Origin of the sequence: Ensifer sp. LC163 (genome assembly GCF_001695855.1) — a bacterium.
In the GTDB taxonomy this organism is placed as follows: domain Bacteria; phylum Pseudomonadota; class Alphaproteobacteria; order Rhizobiales; family Rhizobiaceae; genus Ensifer.
Genome location: NZ_MBSS01000014.1, coordinates 1 through 19,369, shown reverse-complemented (window position 1 = coordinate 19,369; position 19,369 = coordinate 1). Strand labels below are relative to the sequence as shown.

The following is a 19,369-nucleotide window of genomic DNA, read 5'->3' as shown; positions in this document are numbered from 1 at the left end:
TCGTTATCTTCATTGGGCGCGCGCAACGGTGGCTTGGCCTGGCTGGAGGCGTCGCTGCCGCATTAATGTCGATGCAAATCAAATTTTTATGGGCTCTCGAACGTCCTGAAAATGAAGCGGTTTTTTTACTGCGCAGAGGTGTTTTCATGCAGGTTCGGGCAGGCGCGTTTCCTTTTCATTCACCATCCTTTTCTATAAGTTTTGGAGCACGAGGGCGTGGCGAGAATCTGGCTAAAGCCGAGTTCGGCGACAACGCGATACGGGGACGTAGTTTCACATGAGAATTTTCAAGACGGCAGCGATCGTAGCGCTCATGAGCGGCTGTTCGATTGCAACCTTCGATGTGCGGCCGGCTGAGGCCATCACGTTGATGGACTTTATCCGTGGCGGCAAGAAGAAGACGCCGCAGCAGGAAATGCAGTCCACCCAGCCGCTGCCTGGCGTCGATTCCATGGTTCAACCGCAGCAGAAGACGGTTTCCAAGCCGCTGCCGAAGGTGGTCGGCCCTCGCTACTACACCTATAAGGCTGAGCCTCTGCGTCGGATCGCCACCGACAAGCTGCTCGATCCGGTCGTCACCGGTTCCGTGCGCAACGGCGCGCTGCCGCCGATGCTGCGTGGGCCGCTTGCCGACGCCCGCCAATTCATGCCTGATATTGAGGTTCGTGCGAGCTCGGACGTGGCAAAAGCCATCGAGACCCATTACGGCTCGCGTTCGGATTTCGTCTGGATCGACGGCGCCGCGGTCAATGCGCGGGCGAAGGCGGCGATCGCCGTTCTTGCTGACGCGGCAAAGGTCGGTCTCGATCCGCAGGATTATGCCGTTCAAGTGCCGGCTGACGACTTCGACCGCGGCGATATGATCGCACGCGGAAAGGAGCTTGTTCAGTTCGAAATCTCGTTGTCGGCGGCAACGCTTTCCTATGTCCAGGATACGGTGCGTGGCCGCATCGATCCCAACAAGATCTCGGGCTATCACGATTTCAAGCGTAAGACCGTCGATCTCGGCGCGTTCCTCGACAAGATGTCGGCAAGCTCCGATGTTGCTACGTTGCTCAACGATCAGAACCCGAAGAGCGAGCAGTTTGCGGCGTTGTCGGTGGAGCTCGAGCGTCTTCGCGCCGAAAAGGGTGTGGAACAGCGCGTCGAAATCGCGCCGGGCACGCTGTTGAAGCCGGGCCAGAGCAATCCTGAACTTGCCAATATTGTCGCCGGGATCCGCATCAAAGGCTCCGAGACACTGAAGGCGGACTATGCTGCGGTGCTCGCCTCCTATCAGGGAACTCCCGAATACACGCCCGAGCTGGTTCTGCTGGTCGAAGCGTTCCAGAAGGAAAACAGTCTGAAGGCCGATGGCGTCGTCGGGCAGGCGTCGCTGCGCATCCTGACGGGCGGCGATACCGTGGCAAGCAAGATCAACAAGCTCGAAGTCGCCATGGAACAGGCGCGCTGGCTTCCCGATGGTCTGGGCAACCGCTATGTCTTCATCAACCAGCCGGCCTTTACCGCCTCCTATACCGACAATGGCGCCGAGCAGTTTTCCATGCGCGTCGTCGTCGGCTCCAAGGCGAACCAGACCTATTTCTTCCAGGACGAGATTCAGACCGTCGAGGTCAATCCTTACTGGGGCGTGCCGCAGTCGATCATCATCAATGAGATGCTGCCGAAGCTGCGCAACGATCCCGGCTATCTCGACCGGATGGGCTACCAGGTCGAGATCGGCGGCCGTTCCGTGCCGTCATCTTCGGTCAACTGGAATGGATCGACGGCCTCTGTTGCCGTACGTCAGCCGCCGAGCAGCGACAATGCGCTTGGCGAGTTGAAGATCCTGTTCCCGAATGCGCACGCCATCTACATGCACGACACGCCGTCGAAGAGCTTCTTCAAGCGTGACCAGCGTGCCCTGAGCCATGGTTGCGTGCGGCTTGCCGATCCGCGCCGGATGGCAGCGGCGGTGCTCGGCACCAGCGTCGAGGATGTCGGCAAGGAAATCGGCGGTGGCAGCAACAAGGCGCTGCAGGTGCCGCAGAAGGTTCCGGTTTACGTCGCCTACTTCACCGCCTGGCCAAACAAGGACGGTGTCATCGAGTATTTCGACGACGTGTATGAGCGCGATATGTATATGGACCGCGCCTTCGACGCGACCCGCAACGCCCGCAGGGCCGAGGGGTAAGACACATCCGGGCATGTCGCCGCTACAGCGCCGCGCGTCAAATGTGACGCGCAAGGGACGCTGTAACGCTTCAAACTTGCTGCATAATTTTATCCTTAAATCGGATCCGATTTAAGGAATTAGGCAGTAACCAACGGCGCTGCGTTCGGTCATAGAATGCAAGACCCCTGTGGAGCATCTCCGCGGGGGTCTTTTCGTCTTTTGGCTGTGGTGGCGCGAAGGGAAACCGGCGTGCCGTCATGAAAGCGGCGACGGTGGTGCGAAGTCCTGCGACACCTGCTCCGCAAAGATCATCGACCGTCGTCGCGCTTGCCGTCGATCAAAAATGATCGGGTCCGGAGGTGACGCGCCCCGGCGGGTGCTATTCGTCACTTGCCGTTGAAAAGTCCAGTGACCAGCGCCGGTGTCAGTTCGTCGAAGTGGCGGATGATCACTGTCGGCTCCAGGCTTTCGATCGGAACGTCGGAATAGCCGAACGGCACGGCGATCGATGGGATCGCGGCGTTGCGGGCCACCAGAATGTCATTGAGGCTGTCGCCGATCATCACCGAATGCGCAGCACTGCCGCCGGCATTGGCGATCGTGCGCAGCAGGTGGTCGGCATTCGGCTTGCGGATTTCGAACGTGTCGCCACCGGAAACCGCCGCGAAGCGATCGATGAGGCCGAGGCGTTCGAGCAGCCGGTTTGCCAGCATCTCCGGCTTGTTGGTGCAGACCGCGAGCTTGAAGCCCGCCGCCGACAGGCGGTCGAGCGCGTCGAGCATGCCGGGATAGGGCAGGGAATCACCGGGCATGGAGCCATGGTAGAAGTCGACGAACTCCTTCATCTGCCAGGCGAGGGCATCCTCATCGAGCGGCTTGCTGCGAAGCGCGAAGGTGCGCTCGATCATCGCGCGGGCACCGTGGCCGACAAGGTGGGTGAGGTCGCGGTATGTGACCGGCTCGACACCCGCCTGGGTCACCGCATGGTTGAGGCTCGCCACCAGATCCGGCGCCGTATCGACAAGGGTTCCGTCGAGATCAAAGACGACAATGGGGGAAGACAAGAGGTGAACCTCGCATAACCGGAAAGAGTTGCCGTTCGGGTAGGCGAAGTTGCAGCAGAATGCAATGGCAAGTGTGTGTGGGAACGGGCCAGGAATCCGGGCTGGGGCCCTGATTTTGGCTTTTGTTTGCAGCTTCGGGCGTGTAAGTGTCTGTGCGGAAAACGGATGGAGAAGATGGGTCACCATAGCTACATCCGGTGAACAAAAGGGAGCGACTGGCGTATGGACGCCCGCCAAATGAAAATCAAAGCCGCGGCAGCGGCGCTCGAATATGTCGAAGACGGCATGCGGCTCGGCATCGGGACGGGATCGACTGCGGAGGAGTTCGTTCGGCTCTTGGCCGAGAAGGTCTCTGCAGGCTTTCGCATCGAAGGTGTTCCGACCTCCGAGCGCACGGCGCGTCTTTGCCTGGAGCTCGGCGTGCAGCTGAAATCGCTGGACGAGCTGCCGGAACTGGACCTGACGATCGATGGCGCCGACGAGGTCGATGGCCAGTTGCGACTGATCAAGGGCGGCGGCGGCGCGTTGCTGCGCGAGAAGATCGTCGCGGCCGCTTCCAAGCGCATGATCGTCATCGCCGACGAAACCAAAGTCGTCGACGTGCTCGGCGCGTTCAAGCTGCCGATAGAGGTCAATCCGTTTGGGCAGGTGGCGACGCGTATCGCCATCGAAAAGGTGGCTTCGCGCCTCGGCCTTTCCGGCGATATCTCCGTGCGCAAGTCAGGTGACGGGCCATTCAAGACCGACGGTGGACACCTCATTCTTGATGCATCTTTTGGCCGTATTCCTGATGCAGATGCGCTCGCGGGAGAGCTGAATGCCATTCCCGGTGTCGTCGAGCATGGGCTTTTCATCGGCATCGCGTCGCTGGCAATTATTGCCGGACCGGAAGAGGCACGCATTCTGACCGCGTCTTGAGCTGGTTTCCAATGCTCCGCCAGGAGCAGGGAACGGTGAAGAAAACAGGTTACCACACATGCGGGCCTGGCGGCGGCAATCGCCCGGGCAGCATGCGACAAACACAGGAGCATGGATAAAAATGAACAAACTCGCAGGTCTTGTACGCACATTCGCAGTCACCGCGGTTCTCCTTTCTGCATCCATTCCGGCGGTCCAGGCTCAGGACGTGTCTGAAGACCAGGTCAAGGCCGCTCGCGCGACCATCGCCGCACTCGGTGTGACCAACAACTTCGACAACATCCTGCCGAACCTGGCCGAGCGTCTGAAGAACACCCTGATCCAGGCCTCGCCGAACTTCCAGGAACTGATCACCGCGACCGTCGATGAAAAGGCTTTGTCCTTGGCATCACGCCGCGCCGACCTCGAGCATGAGGCGGCGACGATCTACGCCAAGACCTTTACGCTCGAAGAGTTGAACGCCATCACGGAGTTCTACAACTCGACCGCCGGCAAGAAGCTCCTGAATGATGGCCCGATCGCTTCGCGCGAATTGCTGAAGGCGGCCGACATCTGGGCAGCCGGCGTTTCGCGGGACCTCAACACCGAAGCGACCAAGTCGCTCGACGCCAAGGTCGGCACGTCGGCCCCGGCACTTGTTGAAGGCACGGTCCAGACGCCCGCCCAATAACCTCGGGCCAGTCGAGCAATCACATCACGTTTTGAGGAGCCCGGAGCGATCCGGGCTTTTCTTTTTCCGCAGTGCAACCCTATATGTGCCTGCGACGGGGCTCCCACCCCGGGCGGGGCATGCGGTCGGCGAAACGCCGATAGCATTGTGTCCCTATCATCCCAATTGCAGTCTGCACGACCTTCAGGAGTTCACCATGCCCGCTTTCGACTATGACCTCTTCGTAATCGGCGGCGGTTCGGGTGGCGTCAGAAGCGCTCGGTTGGCAGCGAGCCTCGGCAAGAAAGTGGCGATCGCCGAAGAGTTCCGTTATGGCGGCACCTGCGTCATCCGTGGCTGCGTGCCGAAGAAGCTCTATGTGTACGCGTCGCAATATTCCGAACATTTCGAGGATGCGGCCGGCTTCGGTTGGACCGTCGGTGAAAGCCGGTTCGATTGGCAAAAGCTCGTGGCGGCCAAGGAACAGGAGATCACGCGCCTTGAAGGCCTCTACGAGAAGGGGCTCGCCAATGCCGGCGCGGAGATCCTGCGCACGCGGGCGCAGCTTGTTGGCCCGAATACGGTTCGCCTGCTCGATACCGGCAAGACCGTGACCGCAGAACGCATCGTCATTGCCGTAGGTGGGCATCCGACGCCGCATGGCGCTTTGCCGGGTCATGAACTCTGCATCTCTTCAAATGAAGCTTTCGACCTCCCCGAACTTCCGAAGTCGATCCTGATTGCCGGCGGTGGCTACATCGCGGTCGAGTTCGCCAATGTGTTCCATGGTCTCGGTGTCGAGACGACGCTGATCTATCGCGGCAAGGAAATCCTCTCGCGCTTCGACCAGGATCTCCGCCGCGGTCTGCACAAGGCGATGGAGGAAAAGGGTATCCGAATCCTTTGCGAGGACATCATTCAGTCGGTGGCCACGGGCGCAGACGGCAAGCGCGTGGCGCAGACGATGAAACACGGCGAAATTGCCGTCGATCAGATCATGCTGGCACTCGGTCGTGTGCCGAACACCAAGGGGCTGGGGCTGGAGAGCGCCGGCGTGAACACGGACGAGCGCGGCGCGATCGTCGTCGACGCCTTCTCGCGCACGAGCGCGCCCGGCATTTATGCGCTCGGCGACGTAACCGACCGCGTCCAGCTGACGCCGGTCGCCATTCACGAGGCTATGTGCTTCATCGAGACCGAATACGGGAACAACCCGGTATCGCCCGACCACGACTTGATCGCGACTGCAGTCTTCTCCCAGCCGGAGATCGGCACCGTCGGCCTCAGCGAGGAGCAGGCGGCACGCCAGTTCGAGGAGCTGGAAGTCTATCGCGCCGAGTTCCGACCGATGAAGGCGACGCTTTCCGGCCGCAAGGAAAAGATGATCATGAAGCTGATCGTCAACGCTGCCGACCGCAAGGTGCTGGGCGCCCACATTCTCGGCCACGATGCCGGCGAGATGGCGCAGTTGCTCGGCATTTCGCTGAAGGCCGGGTGCACCAAGGACGACTTCGACCGCACCATGGCCGTTCACCCGACGGGATCGGAGGAGCTCGTGACGATGTATGCGCCAACCTATCGCCTGCGCAAGGGCGAGCGCGTCGGCTGAGCAGGGCGGTCGCTTTGCTGGCGCCGGAATCCATGAATTCTGGTAGGATGTCTTTCCAAGCCATCGCTTAACGTCTATAAGCCCGCATCCGCGAAGTCACCGGCTTCGAGCGGGCGCGAGGGCTTGGCCACGCGCTGGAGCAGGGCACGCGGACTAGAGTGAAATTTCCGAATACCGGGCGGTGTCAAAACCGTCAGGGTGCGACCCGCGCGGACCGAAGTCCGCGGCAGACAACAGGTGATCGAAATGGCACAGACTTGGACTCCGAATAGCTGGCGGCAGAAACCCATCCAGCAGGTTCCGGACTATCCGGACCTTGCAGCTCTTGCGGCAACGGAAGCGAAGCTCGCGAAGTATCCGCCGCTGGTGTTTGCCGGTGAGGCGCGGCGTCTGAAAAGTGCTCTTGCCAATGTTGCCGAGGGCCGCGGCTTTCTGCTGCAGGGCGGCGATTGCGCCGAGAGCTTTGCCGAGCACGGTGCCGACACGATCCGCGATTTCTTCCGCGCCTTCCTGCAGATGGCCGTCGTTCTGACGTTCGGCGCCCAGCAGCCGGTGGTCAAGGTCGGCCGCATCGCCGGCCAGTTTGCCAAGCCGCGCTCGTCCAACATCGAGAAGCAGGGCGACGTCGAGCTGCCGAGCTACCGCGGCGACATCATCAACGGCATCGAGTTCACCGAAGAAGACCGCGTGCCGAACCCGGAACGGCAGATCATGGCCTACCGCCAGTCAGCCGCGACGCTCAACCTGCTGCGCGCTTTTGCGATGGGTGGCTATGCCAACCTGGACAACGTTCACCAGTGGATGCTCGGCTTCGTCAAAGATAGCCCGCAGGCGGAACGCTACCGCAAGCTCGCCGACCGGATCTCCGAGACGATGGATTTCATGAAGGCGATCGGCATCACCTCGGAAAACCATCCGAGCCTGCGCGAGACCGATTTCTTCACCAGCCACGAGGCGCTGCTGCTCGGCTACGAGCAGGCGTTGACGCGCGTCGATTCCACGTCCGGCGACTGGTACGCGACTTCGGGCCACATGATCTGGATCGGCGACCGCACCCGCCAACCCGACCATGCGCACATCGAATATTGCCGCGGTATCAAGAACCCGCTCGGCCTCAAGTGTGGCCCGTCGTTGACGGCCGACGGCCTGCTGGAATTGATCGACCTGCTCAACCCGGCCAACGAAGCCGGCCGCCTGACGCTGATCTGCCGCTTCGGCCACGATAAGGTTGCCGAGCACCTGCCGCGCCTCATCCGCGCGGTGGAGCGTGAAGGCAAGAAGGTCGTCTGGTCCTGCGATCCGATGCACGGCAACACGATCACGCTCAACAACTACAAGACCCGGCCGTTCGAGCGGATCCTGTCGGAAGTCGAGAGCTTCTTCCAGATCCACCGTGCGGAAGGTTCGCATCCGGGCGGCATTCATATCGAGATGACCGGTAACGACGTCACCGAGTGCACCGGCGGCGCCCGCGCGCTTTCGGGCGACGATCTGGCCGATCGCTACCACACTCATTGCGATCCGCGCCTCAATGCGGACCAGGCGCTGGAACTGGCGTTCCTGCTTGCCGAGCGCATGAAGGGTGGCCGAGACGAGAAGAAGCTGGTCGTCAACGGCTGATCGTCACGTCCGGCCCACGGTTCAGTTTTTCTGAATCTCGAGCCGTCGCTATGAAATTGACAATGCCGGGCCGGCTCGCGAAGCTAGCCCGGCATTTTTCGTTTCAGGGAGGTCGGAGGGGACCATGTCGGATATCCATAGCGGCAGCTGCCTGTGCGCTGCAGTGCGCTTCAAGACACGGGGCGAGCTGCGCAAGCTGATCTTTTGCCATTGCACGCAATGCCGAAAGCAGACGGGTCTCTACTACGCCGCGACCGATGTCCTGGATCGCGACATGGAACTTGAGGGCGCCGAGGACGTGACCTGGTATCGCTCGAGCAATAGCGCCCAGCGGGGGTTTTGCCGCCATTGCGGCTCAGCCCTGTTCTGGAAATCGGATGGCCTCGACTACACCTCGATCATGGCCGGCGCCTTCGACAAGCCGACGGACCTCCAACCCGGCTATCACATTTTCTGTGCCGACAAGGGCGACTTCTACGAGATCGACGACGGGCTGCCGAAGTTCGATGCAGAGCGGACGTAAGACCGCGCAGGCCACTTCCGGCCGCCACGCGATGACGCCTTCGTGCGCGCCCGAACGTCAGGTGAAACAAGGCAGTTGGCGACGGTTTCATGGCCCGGGCGTCTGGATAGGGCGCGACCTCGATCGGTGGGCTCTGGTTAGCAGGGCAGAGAATGATGGTCAGATTTGACGCGCGGCGCTGTATGGCCGATTTCGTGCGTCGGCACCCAGCACAGCTGCTGATGAAGGACCGGGAACGCTCCACGGTTGGGGCGAGGTGATGCTATTCCGCCAAGCGGACGGCACCGTCCGTGGCTCTCTCATACGCATTGGCCAATGCGGCGAGCTTGACGGCCTGCCAGCGACAATATTCGTCCACGAGCCGGGCACTCATCCAGAAGCGGCCACGCGCGCCGTCGTTCGATCGACCGATGTAGCCGGAGTCCTGGGCCCTGGTAAACAGTCTGCGGACATGGGTATTGGAAATCGTGTAATGCGTCGCAAGTTCAGCCAGATTGAGCTCGAGCCAGACCTTCCCGTCCACAGGCGTCAGACTTTTGGGACGCGCCATCAGATCGTCGAGTAACAAGCCGCCGCATTCGGTCCAGACGAAGATGGCAACGCCTTCGGGGGGCTCGCTCCAGTTCTTGTCGGAAAGGAGCATTCTGGCCGCGATCGGCTGCGTGCGTCCGAGTACCGACGTATCGGCCTCCACATGCTCCAGCCGACGCCTGCCATCAAGGCGGTCGAGCGTGCCCATCTGGCTCATGAACCAACGCATCATCGCGTTCTCGCTGACTTCCGTCGGCTCCAGTGGGCGAACCTTCTTGTTTGTCCGCTCGCCGCTGGCATCGCGCAGCAGTTTGTAGGCGAGCAGTTCAGCCAGGAATGCGGCCGCCGTGTTTCTGCTGGCACCACCGGTTTCGTGCATGAACTTCAAAAGCCGTGCGGCGGTAACACCAGAATCAGGGTGAGATGGGTCGCGCTCAAGATGAAGCGCGTAGGCGGCCTGGCTCAAGATCCATTTCTGGTGGGAGGCGACGAGACGGGCCACGCGCGGAAAAATATCATAAACCGCCATCAGATCGCGGGCGCTGATCTGCAGCGTCTCGCGCAGCAGCGGATTGCGCAAGATTCCGTCCGCTGTGAAGGCGAGCGGTTTCTCCGGTGTAGCATCCCCCTGTTTTGCCACCAAATGCATCTGCTGTGCACATCTCCCGACGATCTCTTGCGTATGTCTCGGGGGCCGATCCCTCGCCACGCCTGCTTCGATACTACTCAACTCCACTGCTTGTAGCAGCTGTACCTTGCTCATAACGTGCGAACCCGCGATTTTGTTCGAAAGGGCTGGCAACGGATTTTTCCGTTGCCAGCCCTCTTGTGTTTGTCGGGATGCTGTTACTGCACGAGAACCGGCGGTTGGCATTTGACGCCGGTGACACGGACATCCGCTTCGCCCACCCGTACCCCTACCAGGAGCAACAGGTTGTAGAGCAGATCATCCACCGGTTTCGTGACAGCGCCGAGGGTCTGGGCCAGCGCCTGCTGCAGGATCGTGGGGCTGCCGAGCGTGAGGAACAACACCTGAATGTTGAGATCCAGATTGTTGAGCAGGGTCTTCGTCGTCGATGACAGGATGTCCCTGGTCGATACGGTCTTGATCGAGCGTGCGGCCACTTCGGTGGGGCTGAATGTCAGCCGGGAAGCTTGAAGGTTCTGCGCCTCGACGTGCGCGATAGCGTCAATTTTGACCACCAGCGCATCGACGATGCGGGCGCGTTCGACCCGAGCGTCGGACGAGAAACTCGAAAGCACCTTCGGGTTGACGTCGCCGATGGCGATTTCGGCGACGCCCGGCACCGCATCGACAACGACTGCCGCGTTCTCCGGGTTGCCGCCGTAGCAGCGGATATCGGAAAGCTTGGCTTCGGCGTGGGCCAGCTCGACATAGATCGGCAGACGGATGCGAATGCCTGCAAGCGCAGCCAGCCCGTCTACGCCCACCTCGACCGCGAGCCGGGTCTGTGCCGTGCGCACCGCCGCGCCCGGGGTGCCGAGCCGGTGGCTCGGAGTCTCGACCGGCGGTTCGCCGATCGCAAGTTTCACTGTGGCCGAGGCTATTCCCGGCAGGCCCGCGACGGCGTTAAGTGCAATCTGGTTCTCGCCGTTGGCAATGGCGGCGGCGGCAGATACGATCTGCAGTGCGCTGACCTTCATCGCCCAATCCGACCCGGCGTCGACCCTCAGGTCCTTCTTGGGATCGAGATTGAGGATCTGCGCCAACGTGAAGGTTTTCCTGTTGTTGGCCGTCGCCAGTTCGATGCTCTTGAGAGCTGAGGTTACCGTGCCGGAGAGCCCCTGAAACAGCCGCATCGACGACAACAATTGCGGCATCGTCAGCTGGGCGTCGAGCACGTCCTCGTAAGAGGCGGCGGTCAGGCTGAGCTTGGTCGCAATGATCTTCAGGAAGGGCTGGATGTCGATATCGGCGTCGATCAGGGCGTTGTAGTCCATGACCTTCAACGAGATGTTCGTGCCGAGCATCTGGCCGAGAATGGCGTTGAGCAGGCCGTCATTAAGGCTGGCAAGACGCGATCCGACAGAAAAGGCGGCAATTTTCGAACTGGCCGCCGTGCCGATGACGTTGAGATCCGGTGGCTCGCTGAAGACAGAGGCAAGATAGATCAGACCCTTCTTTTCCAGATGCACCTGGACCGCATCTGAGGGGGCCGCGTCCTTGATGAAGCGGTGGCCCGCGGCGATGTTCGGATCGGGCACATAGCGTCCACGCGTGACCGTTGCCACCCCGTCGACCTTCGCAGTGCCGATGTCGCCCGGCGGCAGGACCTTGCCGTCGACCGTCAGCAGGCCGGCGGGTGTCGCAACCGCGAAATTAAGGCCGTTGTTGGAGAAGTACTTGAGGACCGCCTGCTCGGCGGATGACACGTTCGATGCGGCGGCAATGGCGGCAAGATCGACCGTCGACTGCATCTCTTGCCTCTGGACGGTGAGGTAGCCGTAGTCGATGCCGAGCCCCATGGACATGATCACGAGCGGCATGACGAGAGCGGCGGATATGCCGATATTGCCATCCCTTGATCGTGCGAGGGACCGCATTCCTAGCACCTTCAGAACCATGTCAGATGCCTCCCATGCGAATTGTCGCGAAGCGTTCGATCTGCTCGCTCGGCATCGCAAAGGTGAACATGTTGAAGATCGGGAGATCGCCGGCGTCGTATTTGATCCTTACCGTGAACTGGCTGGCGTTGCTCGTGTCGTCCTTGACGGTGACCGTCATCTGGGATGGCTTGATGAAGGCTTGATCCATCGTCGTGCGTTGGATGTAATCCGTCGCAAGACGTTCCCGCTCGCTTTGAGAAAGGCCGGCGATGGCGGTGCGCGCTGCATCGGCGGCAATCTGCTGAATGGAGTGGGCTGCGCTGAGATAGATGCCATAGGCGATCAATGTCAGCAGACATAGAAGGAAGAGTGGGGCGATGATCGCAAATTCAATTGCGGCAGCGCCATCGCGGCTGCCGAACAGGCGCGTTGTATTGGACATATCAGCAACTCCGACCGAACCGTGACTGCTTTTTCCCTGTCCCTGCACCTTCAGGCTGCGCCTTAAGTGTTAATTTTTTGATACGCGAATAGGTTGTTTCAATGGTCAGAAATAGCCTGTTGTTGCGAAATGCATATTTGTGATTGAATTAGGAACCGCGCAGATTCTGGCACATTTTATCTCCTCGCGCGTCGACTACTCGTTGTCGGGCGCGTGCCGATATTGGGCAAGCTGGCGGTTGAGATTGGCGATGTCGGTACGCAGATCGGCGATCTCGCGCAGCAGCACGTTTGCCGAAGAGGTGCTGAGAAAGGTCGTTGAAGTGCAGCATGGTCGTCTCCGGAAATGGGGCGGAGGGATTTAGCGCACCACTTCGACCAGGAAATCAACGGGATAGGTGAAAATGAAAAGAGCCGGACGGTCGCCCGTCCGGCTCTGTCTGTTTCTCAAGCACGTTGGATTAGAAACCTGCGGCGTAGAGATCCGCGTGCGACTTGAAGAAGCGGTCGGTCGAGTAGCGCTTGCCGAACATCATGTCGTGCTGCAGGAAGCGGTAGTCGCGCAGCAGCGCCGGCACCTTCGGTTGGCGCGACCACTCGGCGACATCCTTGCCGTTCTTGCGGATCAGCATGTAGCGGTCGACGACGCGGTACTGGTCATGCACCTTGCCGAGGAAGCCGGTGTAATAGGGATGCTCGTAACCGGACTGCTTCAGGATCTGGTAGGAGAGGAAGGCCGGGCTGATCGTGCCGACATTCTTCTTCGGACCCGTCTTGTTCGACCAGACGACGAGCGGCGTCTCGTGCTGGGCCTTCATCTGATCCTTCGGACCCTTGCGCTCGGCGGTCACGCCCTTCATGAAACCGGTGTTGGTATAGACGGTGTTCAGCGGCGGCAGGTGGTCGCCAAAGAGGACAATGATGGTTTCGCGGTCGCGTTCCTCAGCCCAATCCATGAGTTTCTTCAGGCTCTCGTCGGCTTCCTTGATGCCCTGCGCATAGGTGGCAAGCACCTGGCGGTCGCTCTCGGGCAGGTTGCCTTCGACCTTGATGGTGTTCCTGGCATAGCGGTTGGGCTCATAGGGGCCGTGGCCCTGCAGCGTCACCGCGAAGAAGAAGAATGGGTCGTCCATGGCATCCGCCTGGCGGATGATCTCTTTGGTCAGGGATTCGTCCGAGGCGAAGATGCCGCGCTTCTGCATCGGCGGCATGTTTTCCTCCGATTTGAAGGTGTCGAAGCCGAAGGCCTTGTAGACGGCCGTGCGGTTCCAGAACCAGCTCTGGAACGGATGGATGGCGCGTGAAACGTAACCCTCGCCACGGAAGAAGGTGGCAAGCGACGGGATCGGGTTGCGGATATACTGCTGGTACGGAATGCTGCCATAGGGCAGGAAGGCGTTCGAAAAGCCGGTCAGCGCTTCGAATTCGACATTGGCCGTCATGCCGCCGAACTCGGGCGAGAACACGTTGCCTGACTGCATCTCGCGGATCGTCGGCATCGGGTCGGGCGTCAGCTTGACGTTCGGCAGACGCGTCGGATCCCAGAAGGATTCGCTCATCAGCACGATGACATCAGGCTTGCCGCGGTGGGAGGTGCCGGCTGGCAGCGGCTTGACCGGGATGCGGTCGATCGCATCGGCCATGTAGCCTGAAGGCGCGCTGACATTGGCCATCGGCAGGTTGATCGCAAAGGCGAGCGCAAACCCGTTGTGGCGGTAGTTTTCGGTCTGGTCCCACATGATCGGGATGACCTTCAGGCGATCACGGATCCAGGAGAACTGGTTGTAGTCCATGATGTTCCAGAAGGCGAAGAGCAATGGCAGCGCAAAAGCCGCACGGGCGATGCGCTCGCGGCGCGTCAGCTTGGGGAAGTTGCGCCAGGCGTAGCGCAGCAACAGGCCGATTGCGGCGACGGCCGCGATGAGGCCGACAACGATGCCGACGGCGGTCCAAGGGCGGTCCTTGACCAGAACCGGCATCAGCTCGAGGATCTGGCGGCCGAAGAGGAAATCGGTGGGATAGAGCGGGTCGGACAGGAAGACCTGCTTCTGCTGGCAGATGATGGCCGGGATGATCGCCAGCGGCGCAAGGAGCACGGCGGACTTGTGTTCGCGGCCGAAAACGCCATCGATGGCGAGCAGGATCAGGAAGAATGCGCCGATGGTGGTCCAGGCGGGGCGCATCGGATCGAGGAAGTAGGCGGTCGTGTCAGCCACGGACTGGCGCACGATCAGCTCGACTGCAAAAACGAGGGCAGCCGCAATCGCCAGCGAGAAAAATGCACTGCGCGCGGAGGTCAGCGTCTTGGCGTGCCGCGCGGCAAATCCGGGTCTACCAGCGTAGACTCGTGATCTCCTCGCTACGGCTGAATCAATACTAGCCAACATCTTCTCCAATTTCATCAATGTGTCGTGTAACTGTCATACGACCGTCATTTTGAACAGGGGATGAATGGCTTGTTCAGGGTGTCTGGAAACAGGTTTTCGTGACGTCAGGGCGCGCGAGCCTACGCCGATAACAAGCCGGAAAGGCAGAATTATTTGGAATTTTTCGCTTCGCGGCGATTGGCTGTGGGTATTTTGGCGCGGATTGCGCTAAAGATCGGGGCGAAAGTCAGACGCATTCGTTCGAGAACAGACCGACAGGCCCGCTCATGACCGCTCATAAAGCCACTCCCACCCTGCTTCGTATCGCAATCGCCCAGCTCAATCCAACGGTCGGCGATATTGCCGGAAACCTGGCGAAAGCGCGTGAGGCGCGCGCCGATGCGGCGCGCCAGGGCGCCGATCTCCTGCTTCTCACCGAGCTTTTCATTTCCGGTTACCCGCCGGAGGATCTGGTTCTCAAACCGGCCTTCCTCAAGTCCTGCCTGCAGGCGGTGGAAAAGCTGGCGGCGGAGACCGCCGATGGCGGTCCCGGCGTCATCATCGGTTTTCCGCGTCTCGCCAAGACTGGGCGCCACAATGCGGTGGCCGTTCTCGATGGCGGTAAGATCATTGCAGTGCGCGACAAGGTCGATCTGCCGAACTATGGCGAGTTCGACGAGAAACGGGTGTTCGACCAGGGCGAGATGCCGGGACCGGTCAATTTCCGCGGCATTCGCATTGGCATTCCGATCTGCGAGGACATCTGGGGCGATCTCGGTGTGTGCGAGACGCTGGCGGAAAGCGGTGCTGAAATCCTGCTGTCGCCGAACGGTTCGCCCTATTACCGCGGCAAGGTGGACGTGCGCCATCAGGTCGTGCTGAAGCAGGTGATCGAGACGGGCCTGCCGATGATCTATGCCAACCAGCTCGGCGGCCAGGATGAGCTGGTGTTCGACGGCGCGAGCTTCGCCTTCAACACGGATAAGTCACTCGCCTTCCAGATGAGCCAGTTCGAGGAAGCGCTGTCGATCGTCGAATGGAAGAAGGGCGACAATGGCTGGCATTGTGCCGGCGGTCTGCAGTCGCGCATGCCGGAGCGGGAGGAGGCCGACTATCGCGCCTGCATGCTTGGCTTCCGCGATTACGTCAACAAGAACGGCTTCAAGAATGTCGTGCTCGGCCTGTCCGGCGGCATCGACTCGGCGATCTGCGCAGCACTTGCCGTCGATGCGCTCGGCGAGGAGCGCGTGCGCACGATCATGCTGCCTTACCACTACACCTCGAAGGATTCGCTGAAAGACGCCAAGGATTGCGCGGAAGCGCTTGGTTGTCGCTACGATATCGTGCCGATCGAAGAGCCGGTGCAGGGGTTTCTGGACGCGCTGGCGGATATGTTCGAAGGCACGGAATCAGGAATCACCGAGGAAAACCTGCAGAGCCGCACACGCGGCACCATTCTCATGGCCGTCTCCAACAAATTCGGTTCGATGGTGGTTACCACCGGCAACAAGTCGGAAATGTCGGTCGGCTATGCCACGCTCTATGGCGACATGAACGGCGGCTTCAATCCGATCAAGGACCTCTACAAGATGGAGGTCTATGGGCTCTCACGCTGGCGCAACACCACCGTGCCACCAGGCGCGCTCGGTCCGTCCGGCGTGGTCATCCCGCCAAACATCATCGACAAGGCGCCTTCGGCCGAACTTCGTCCCAACCAGACGGACCAGGATTCGCTGCCGCCCTATCCGGTGCTCGACGATATTCTCGAATGCCTCGTCGAAAAGGAGATGAGCACGGAGGAGATCGTGGCGCGCGGTCATGACGAAGCGACGGTGCACCGCATCGAGCATCTGCTCTACATCGCCGAATACAAGCGCCGGCAGTCGGCACCCGGCGTGAAGATCACCAAGAAGAATTTTGGTCGCGATCGGCGCTATCCGATCACCAACCGGTTCCGCGACCGGGGTTAGCGGTGAGCATCTTCTCCGAAGGGCAGGACGGCAGGGAAAGCCGTCCCGAGTTCACGGACGCGGAAATCCGGCTGATCCGGCTTTGGTCGTTGAGTGATGGTTCTGCCGGCGGGCAGGTTTCGGCGCAGGTCGCCTATTTCGCGACACCGGCGGTGTTCGGGATCTATGGTCTTGCGACCGGCAGCCTCGTCATCGTCGGTGTGGCCTTCGTCTGCATCCTGCTGCTGCTGGCCTGGGGTTTCGTCTCGACCTGGCGCGACCAGCGCACTTTCGGCTTGATGCGGTCGATCTGCGCCAAAGTGCTGGCAATGCTGCCGGCGGGCGACGAACGCAAATAGCTGCGCTCGCGGCAGGAGAAGGGCATGCGCAGTTCCGTCGAAACCTATGACATCGTGACCGGCAAGACTCGCGTCGTCTGGCAGACGGACAGGCTGGCGGAGGCGCCGAACTGGTCGCCGGACGGGCGCTCTCTTATCATCAACGCAGATGGGCTACTCTATCGCCTTGCGCTTGCTGGCGGTGCGCCGGTCCAGATCGACACCGGCTTTGCCCGCCTCTGCAACAACGACCACGGCATTTCGCCGGATGGCAGCACGATTGCGATCAGCGACAAGACCGAGTTCGGTAAGTCGGCGATCTATCTGCTGCCCGCTACCGGCGGCATTCCGCGGCTCGTGACCCCGAACCTTCCGTCCTACTGGCACGGCTGGTCGCCGGATGGCCAGACGCTCACCTATTGCGGCATCCGTGACCAGGTCTTCGATATCTATACGATCCCGGTCGAGGGCGGCGAGGAGCGGCGGCTGACGCAGGGCGAGGGCAGAAACGACGGGCCCGACTGGTCGCCGGACGGGGCATGGATCTACTTCAACTCCAGCCGCACCGGCCGCATGCAGATCTGGCGCGTTCGGCCGGACGGCACCGATGTCGAACGAATTACCGACAGCCCCTATGGAGACTGGTTCCCGCATCCGTCGCCGGACGGGCGACACCTGCTGGTTCTCTCCTATGACGGCGATGTCTTTGACCATCCGCGAGACCTGGACGTCCGTTTGCGACTGATGGACATGGACGGTGGCAATGCGCGCGAGCTGTTCGAGCTCTTCGGCGGGCAGGGCACGATGAACGTGCCGAACTGGTCGCCCAGGGGCGATTGCTTTGCTTTCGTTCGCTACGAGCGGGAAAGCTGAGCAGACTACTGCATGTTTCCTTAAATCCTATCCGATTTATGGATGAAAACATGCAGCAATTCAAAGTGCTACAGCGACCTTTGCGCGTCTGATAAGACGCGCGGCGCTGTAGACAACAATATGGGCTGCGTGGTAGCGATTTTGTCGTTCGCAGGGCGCACCCGATCCGCGGGAAGGGCCAGACCCACCTGTTTTACTGAACTTGGTTGCCACACCTCTTTTCAGTCTGTGGGCGCGGATACCGGACGTGAATGAAAGGAGGTCTTTCATGATCACGCGCGATCTTCCCGCGAACGCTACCCTGGATTCCATCGGCAAACAGGCCAAGGCTTTTCTGAAGGCCGTAAAGGCTGGCGATGCCGCAGCACGCCAGCGGGCGCTGCCCTATTTCGCTGACCCGGCCGCGATCGGCCTGCAGGATGCCCAACTGGTCATTGCCCGGGAGTTCGGCTTTTCCAGCTGGACGCGATTGAAAACGCATCTCGAACGCGCTCAACCGGGAAAGCCTGCAACCGAACAGCTTGCCAACCGTTTCCTGGCACTGGCGACCGTGTCCTACTTCGCCGATATCGCTGCCGACCCGGAGCGATATGCTCAGGCCAAAGCCCTGCTCGACGAACATCCTGAAATCGCCGGCGAGAGCATCCATGTTGCCGCAGCGCTCGGTGATGTCAAAGCGATCGACCGCTGGCTCGATAAGGATCCGAAGCTCGCCGGCAAGCGCGGCGGTCCCTACGATTGGGAGCCTCTGCTTTACGCGGCCTATGCCCGCGTTCCCGGCAGGTCTTCGCTTGCTGCGGGCGAGCGGCTTATCGCGTGCGGTGCCGATGCCAATGTCTTCTGGATGGATGACGGGCAATTTCGCTTTACCGCTCTGACGGGCGTCTTCGGCCAGGGCGAGGCGGGCAAGGAGCGGCAGCCGGAACACCCGGATTGCATCGCCTTTGCCGAACTTCTGCTCAAGGCCGGCGCCAAGGCCAATGACAGCCAGGCGCTCTACAACCGGATGTTCGAGCCCGACAACACCTGCATCGGACTCCTGTTGCGGCACGGACTGAGTGCGAAGGACAGGAACAACTGGCTTGTCCGCGAAGATGGCCAGCTGATCGAAAACAGCGAGCGGGTCTTCGACTACCAGCTTGCCTGGGCGCTGGAAAAGAAGATGGCGGCCCGCGTTCGGCTGCTCGTCGAGCATGGAGCCGACGTCAACCACACCGTGAACGGGCGCACGCCGTACCAATGGGCCGAGCTCGGCGGGGACACGTCCCTTGCCGAGTATCTGGCTGCTCATGGCGCAACGGCGGCAGAACTCACCGATGTCGACCGCCTGGCGCGGGTTATTGGAGAGGGCAAGGAAGAGCTGGCGAAGGCACTGGCGGCGGCGGATCCGACACTCGTTTCGCGCACGCAAGCGGCCCATCCGGCGATCCTGCATGAGGCTGCGGGTGAAAACCAGCAGGCCCAGGTGGTGCTGATGTTGTCGCTCGGCTTCGACGTCAACCGCATGACCTCGCGCACCCCGCTGCACGAGGCGGCATTACACGGGCATATCGAAATGGCGAAGCTGTTGCTCGATCATGGCGCCAACGCCATGGCGCGCGACCCGCACCATCATGCGCCACCGATCGGCTGGGCGGAGTATAACGGCAAGGCTTCTGTGGTTGCCGCCCAGAGTGCAAGAAGATTCTGATCTAAATTTACGAGTGATCGAGCGCGGTCTTCTGTAAGGCCTTTTGGTGCGACGCTTTCAGAGGCCGCTGGCCGG

15 protein-coding genes are annotated in these 19,369 nt (G+C 61.0%); 10 read left to right on the top strand and 5 right to left on the bottom strand.

The window, feature by feature from the left end; genetic code table 11:
• Positions 1-277 precede the first annotated feature (277 nt).
• Positions 278-2,173: a L,D-transpeptidase family protein gene (locus BC360_RS14610; protein ID WP_065795693.1), complete on the top strand. Its 1,896-nt coding sequence runs from the start codon at positions 278-280 to the stop codon at positions 2,171-2,173.
• Between the two features lie 368 nt (positions 2,174-2,541).
• Here BC360_RS14610 and BC360_RS14605 read toward each other — a convergent pair whose 3' ends face one another.
• On the bottom strand, positions 2,542-3,219 hold the full coding sequence (locus BC360_RS14605) for an HAD family hydrolase (RefSeq protein ID WP_065780036.1): 678 nt from the start codon (positions 3,217-3,219) through the stop codon (positions 2,542-2,544).
• Positions 3,220-3,441: 222 nt separating this feature from the next.
• Between BC360_RS14605 and rpiA the strand changes: the two genes are divergently transcribed.
• The 5 genes from rpiA to BC360_RS14580 all read left to right on the top strand — a co-directional run bounded on the left by rpiA (position 3,442) and on the right by BC360_RS14580 (position 8,538).
• On the top strand, positions 3,442-4,137 hold the full coding sequence (gene rpiA, locus BC360_RS14600; RefSeq protein WP_065780039.1) for a ribose-5-phosphate isomerase RpiA: 696 nt from the start codon (positions 3,442-3,444) through the stop codon (positions 4,135-4,137).
• 121 nt (positions 4,138-4,258) lie between these two features.
• Positions 4,259-4,807 carry a DUF2059 domain-containing protein gene (locus BC360_RS14595; protein WP_065780041.1) on the top strand — a complete coding sequence of 183 codons (549 nt, stop codon included), beginning with the start codon at positions 4,259-4,261 and terminating at the stop codon, positions 4,805-4,807.
• 196 nt (positions 4,808-5,003) lie between these two features.
• Positions 5,004-6,395, top strand: a complete 1,392-nt coding sequence (gor, locus tag BC360_RS14590; RefSeq protein WP_065795692.1) for a glutathione-disulfide reductase — start codon at positions 5,004-5,006, stop codon at positions 6,393-6,395.
• 246 nt (positions 6,396-6,641) lie between these two features.
• Positions 6,642-8,015: a class II 3-deoxy-7-phosphoheptulonate synthase gene (locus BC360_RS14585; RefSeq protein WP_065780351.1), complete on the top strand. Its 1,374-nt coding sequence runs from the start codon at positions 6,642-6,644 to the stop codon at positions 8,013-8,015.
• 124 nt (positions 8,016-8,139) lie between these two features.
• A complete protein-coding gene (locus tag BC360_RS14580) occupies positions 8,140-8,538 on the top strand; it encodes a GFA family protein (RefSeq protein WP_065795691.1) in 399 nt (132 codons plus the stop codon).
• Positions 8,539-8,800: 262 nt separating this feature from the next.
• On the opposite strand, the gene BC360_RS14575 is transcribed toward BC360_RS14580, so the two are convergent.
• The 4 genes from BC360_RS14575 to BC360_RS14560 form a co-directional block, all read right to left on the bottom strand.
• Positions 8,801-9,718 (bottom strand): hypothetical protein, encoded by a 918-nt coding sequence (locus tag BC360_RS14575; RefSeq protein ID WP_065795690.1) that lies wholly within the window; start codon positions 9,716-9,718, stop codon positions 8,801-8,803.
• Positions 9,719-9,915: 197 nt separating this feature from the next.
• On the bottom strand, positions 9,916-11,634 hold the full coding sequence (locus BC360_RS14570) for a pilus assembly protein TadG-related protein (RefSeq protein WP_065795750.1): 1,719 nt from the start codon (positions 11,632-11,634) through the stop codon (positions 9,916-9,918).
• A gap of 22 nt (positions 11,635-11,656) precedes the next feature.
• Positions 11,657-12,079 (bottom strand): TadE/TadG family type IV pilus assembly protein, encoded by a 423-nt coding sequence (locus BC360_RS14565; RefSeq protein WP_065780051.1) that lies wholly within the window; start codon positions 12,077-12,079, stop codon positions 11,657-11,659.
• A 460-nt stretch (positions 12,080-12,539) separates the two neighbouring features.
• Positions 12,540-14,462 (bottom strand): LTA synthase family protein, encoded by a 1,923-nt coding sequence (locus BC360_RS14560; RefSeq protein WP_065795749.1) that lies wholly within the window; start codon positions 14,460-14,462, stop codon positions 12,540-12,542.
• A 269-nt stretch (positions 14,463-14,731) separates the two neighbouring features.
• Between BC360_RS14560 and BC360_RS14555 the strand changes: the two genes are divergently transcribed.
• The 4 genes from BC360_RS14555 to BC360_RS14540 all read left to right on the top strand — a co-directional run bounded on the left by BC360_RS14555 (position 14,732) and on the right by BC360_RS14540 (position 19,294).
• The gene (locus BC360_RS14555; RefSeq protein WP_065795689.1) at positions 14,732-16,414 is read left to right on the top strand and encodes an NAD+ synthase; all 1,683 of its coding nucleotides are present in this window, start codon (positions 14,732-14,734) and stop codon (positions 16,412-16,414) included.
• Between the two features lie 2 nt (positions 16,415-16,416).
• On the top strand, positions 16,417-16,752 hold the full coding sequence (locus BC360_RS14550; protein WP_065795688.1) for a hypothetical protein: 336 nt from the start codon (positions 16,417-16,419) through the stop codon (positions 16,750-16,752).
• A gap of 24 nt (positions 16,753-16,776) precedes the next feature.
• The gene (locus tag BC360_RS14545; RefSeq protein ID WP_065795687.1) at positions 16,777-17,604 is read left to right on the top strand and encodes a TolB family protein; all 828 of its coding nucleotides are present in this window, start codon (positions 16,777-16,779) and stop codon (positions 17,602-17,604) included.
• A 268-nt stretch (positions 17,605-17,872) separates the two neighbouring features.
• Positions 17,873-19,294, top strand: a complete 1,422-nt coding sequence (locus BC360_RS14540) for an ankyrin repeat domain-containing protein (protein ID WP_244512732.1) — start codon at positions 17,873-17,875, stop codon at positions 19,292-19,294.
• Positions 19,295-19,369: the final 75 nt, after the last annotated feature.

Coding starts and splice junctions, on each gene's coding strand:
- gor (WP_065795692.1), top strand. CDS start 5,004: ATGCCCGCTTTCGACTATGACCTCTTCGTAATCGGCGGCGGTTCGGGT.
- BC360_RS14545 (WP_065795687.1), top strand. CDS start 16,777: ATGCGCAGTTCCGTCGAAACCTATGACATCGTGACCGGCAAGACTCGC.
- BC360_RS14580 (WP_065795691.1), top strand. CDS start 8,140: ATGTCGGATATCCATAGCGGCAGCTGCCTGTGCGCTGCAGTGCGCTTC.
- BC360_RS14565 (WP_065780051.1), bottom strand. CDS start 12,079: ATGTCCAATACAACGCGCCTGTTCGGCAGCCGCGATGGCGCTGCCGCA.
- rpiA (WP_065780039.1), top strand. CDS start 3,442: ATGGACGCCCGCCAAATGAAAATCAAAGCCGCGGCAGCGGCGCTCGAA.
- BC360_RS14570 (WP_065795750.1), bottom strand. CDS start 11,634: ATGCGGTCCCTCGCACGATCAAGGGATGGCAATATCGGCATATCCGCC.
- BC360_RS14575 (WP_065795690.1), bottom strand. CDS start 9,718: ATGCATTTGGTGGCAAAACAGGGGGATGCTACACCGGAGAAACCGCTC.
- BC360_RS14555 (WP_065795689.1), top strand. CDS start 14,732: ATGACCGCTCATAAAGCCACTCCCACCCTGCTTCGTATCGCAATCGCC.
- BC360_RS14585 (WP_065780351.1), top strand. CDS start 6,642: ATGGCACAGACTTGGACTCCGAATAGCTGGCGGCAGAAACCCATCCAG.
- BC360_RS14540 (WP_244512732.1), top strand. CDS start 17,873: ATGATCACGCGCGATCTTCCCGCGAACGCTACCCTGGATTCCATCGGC.
- BC360_RS14595 (WP_065780041.1), top strand. CDS start 4,259: ATGAACAAACTCGCAGGTCTTGTACGCACATTCGCAGTCACCGCGGTT.
- BC360_RS14610 (WP_065795693.1), top strand. CDS start 278: ATGAGAATTTTCAAGACGGCAGCGATCGTAGCGCTCATGAGCGGCTGT.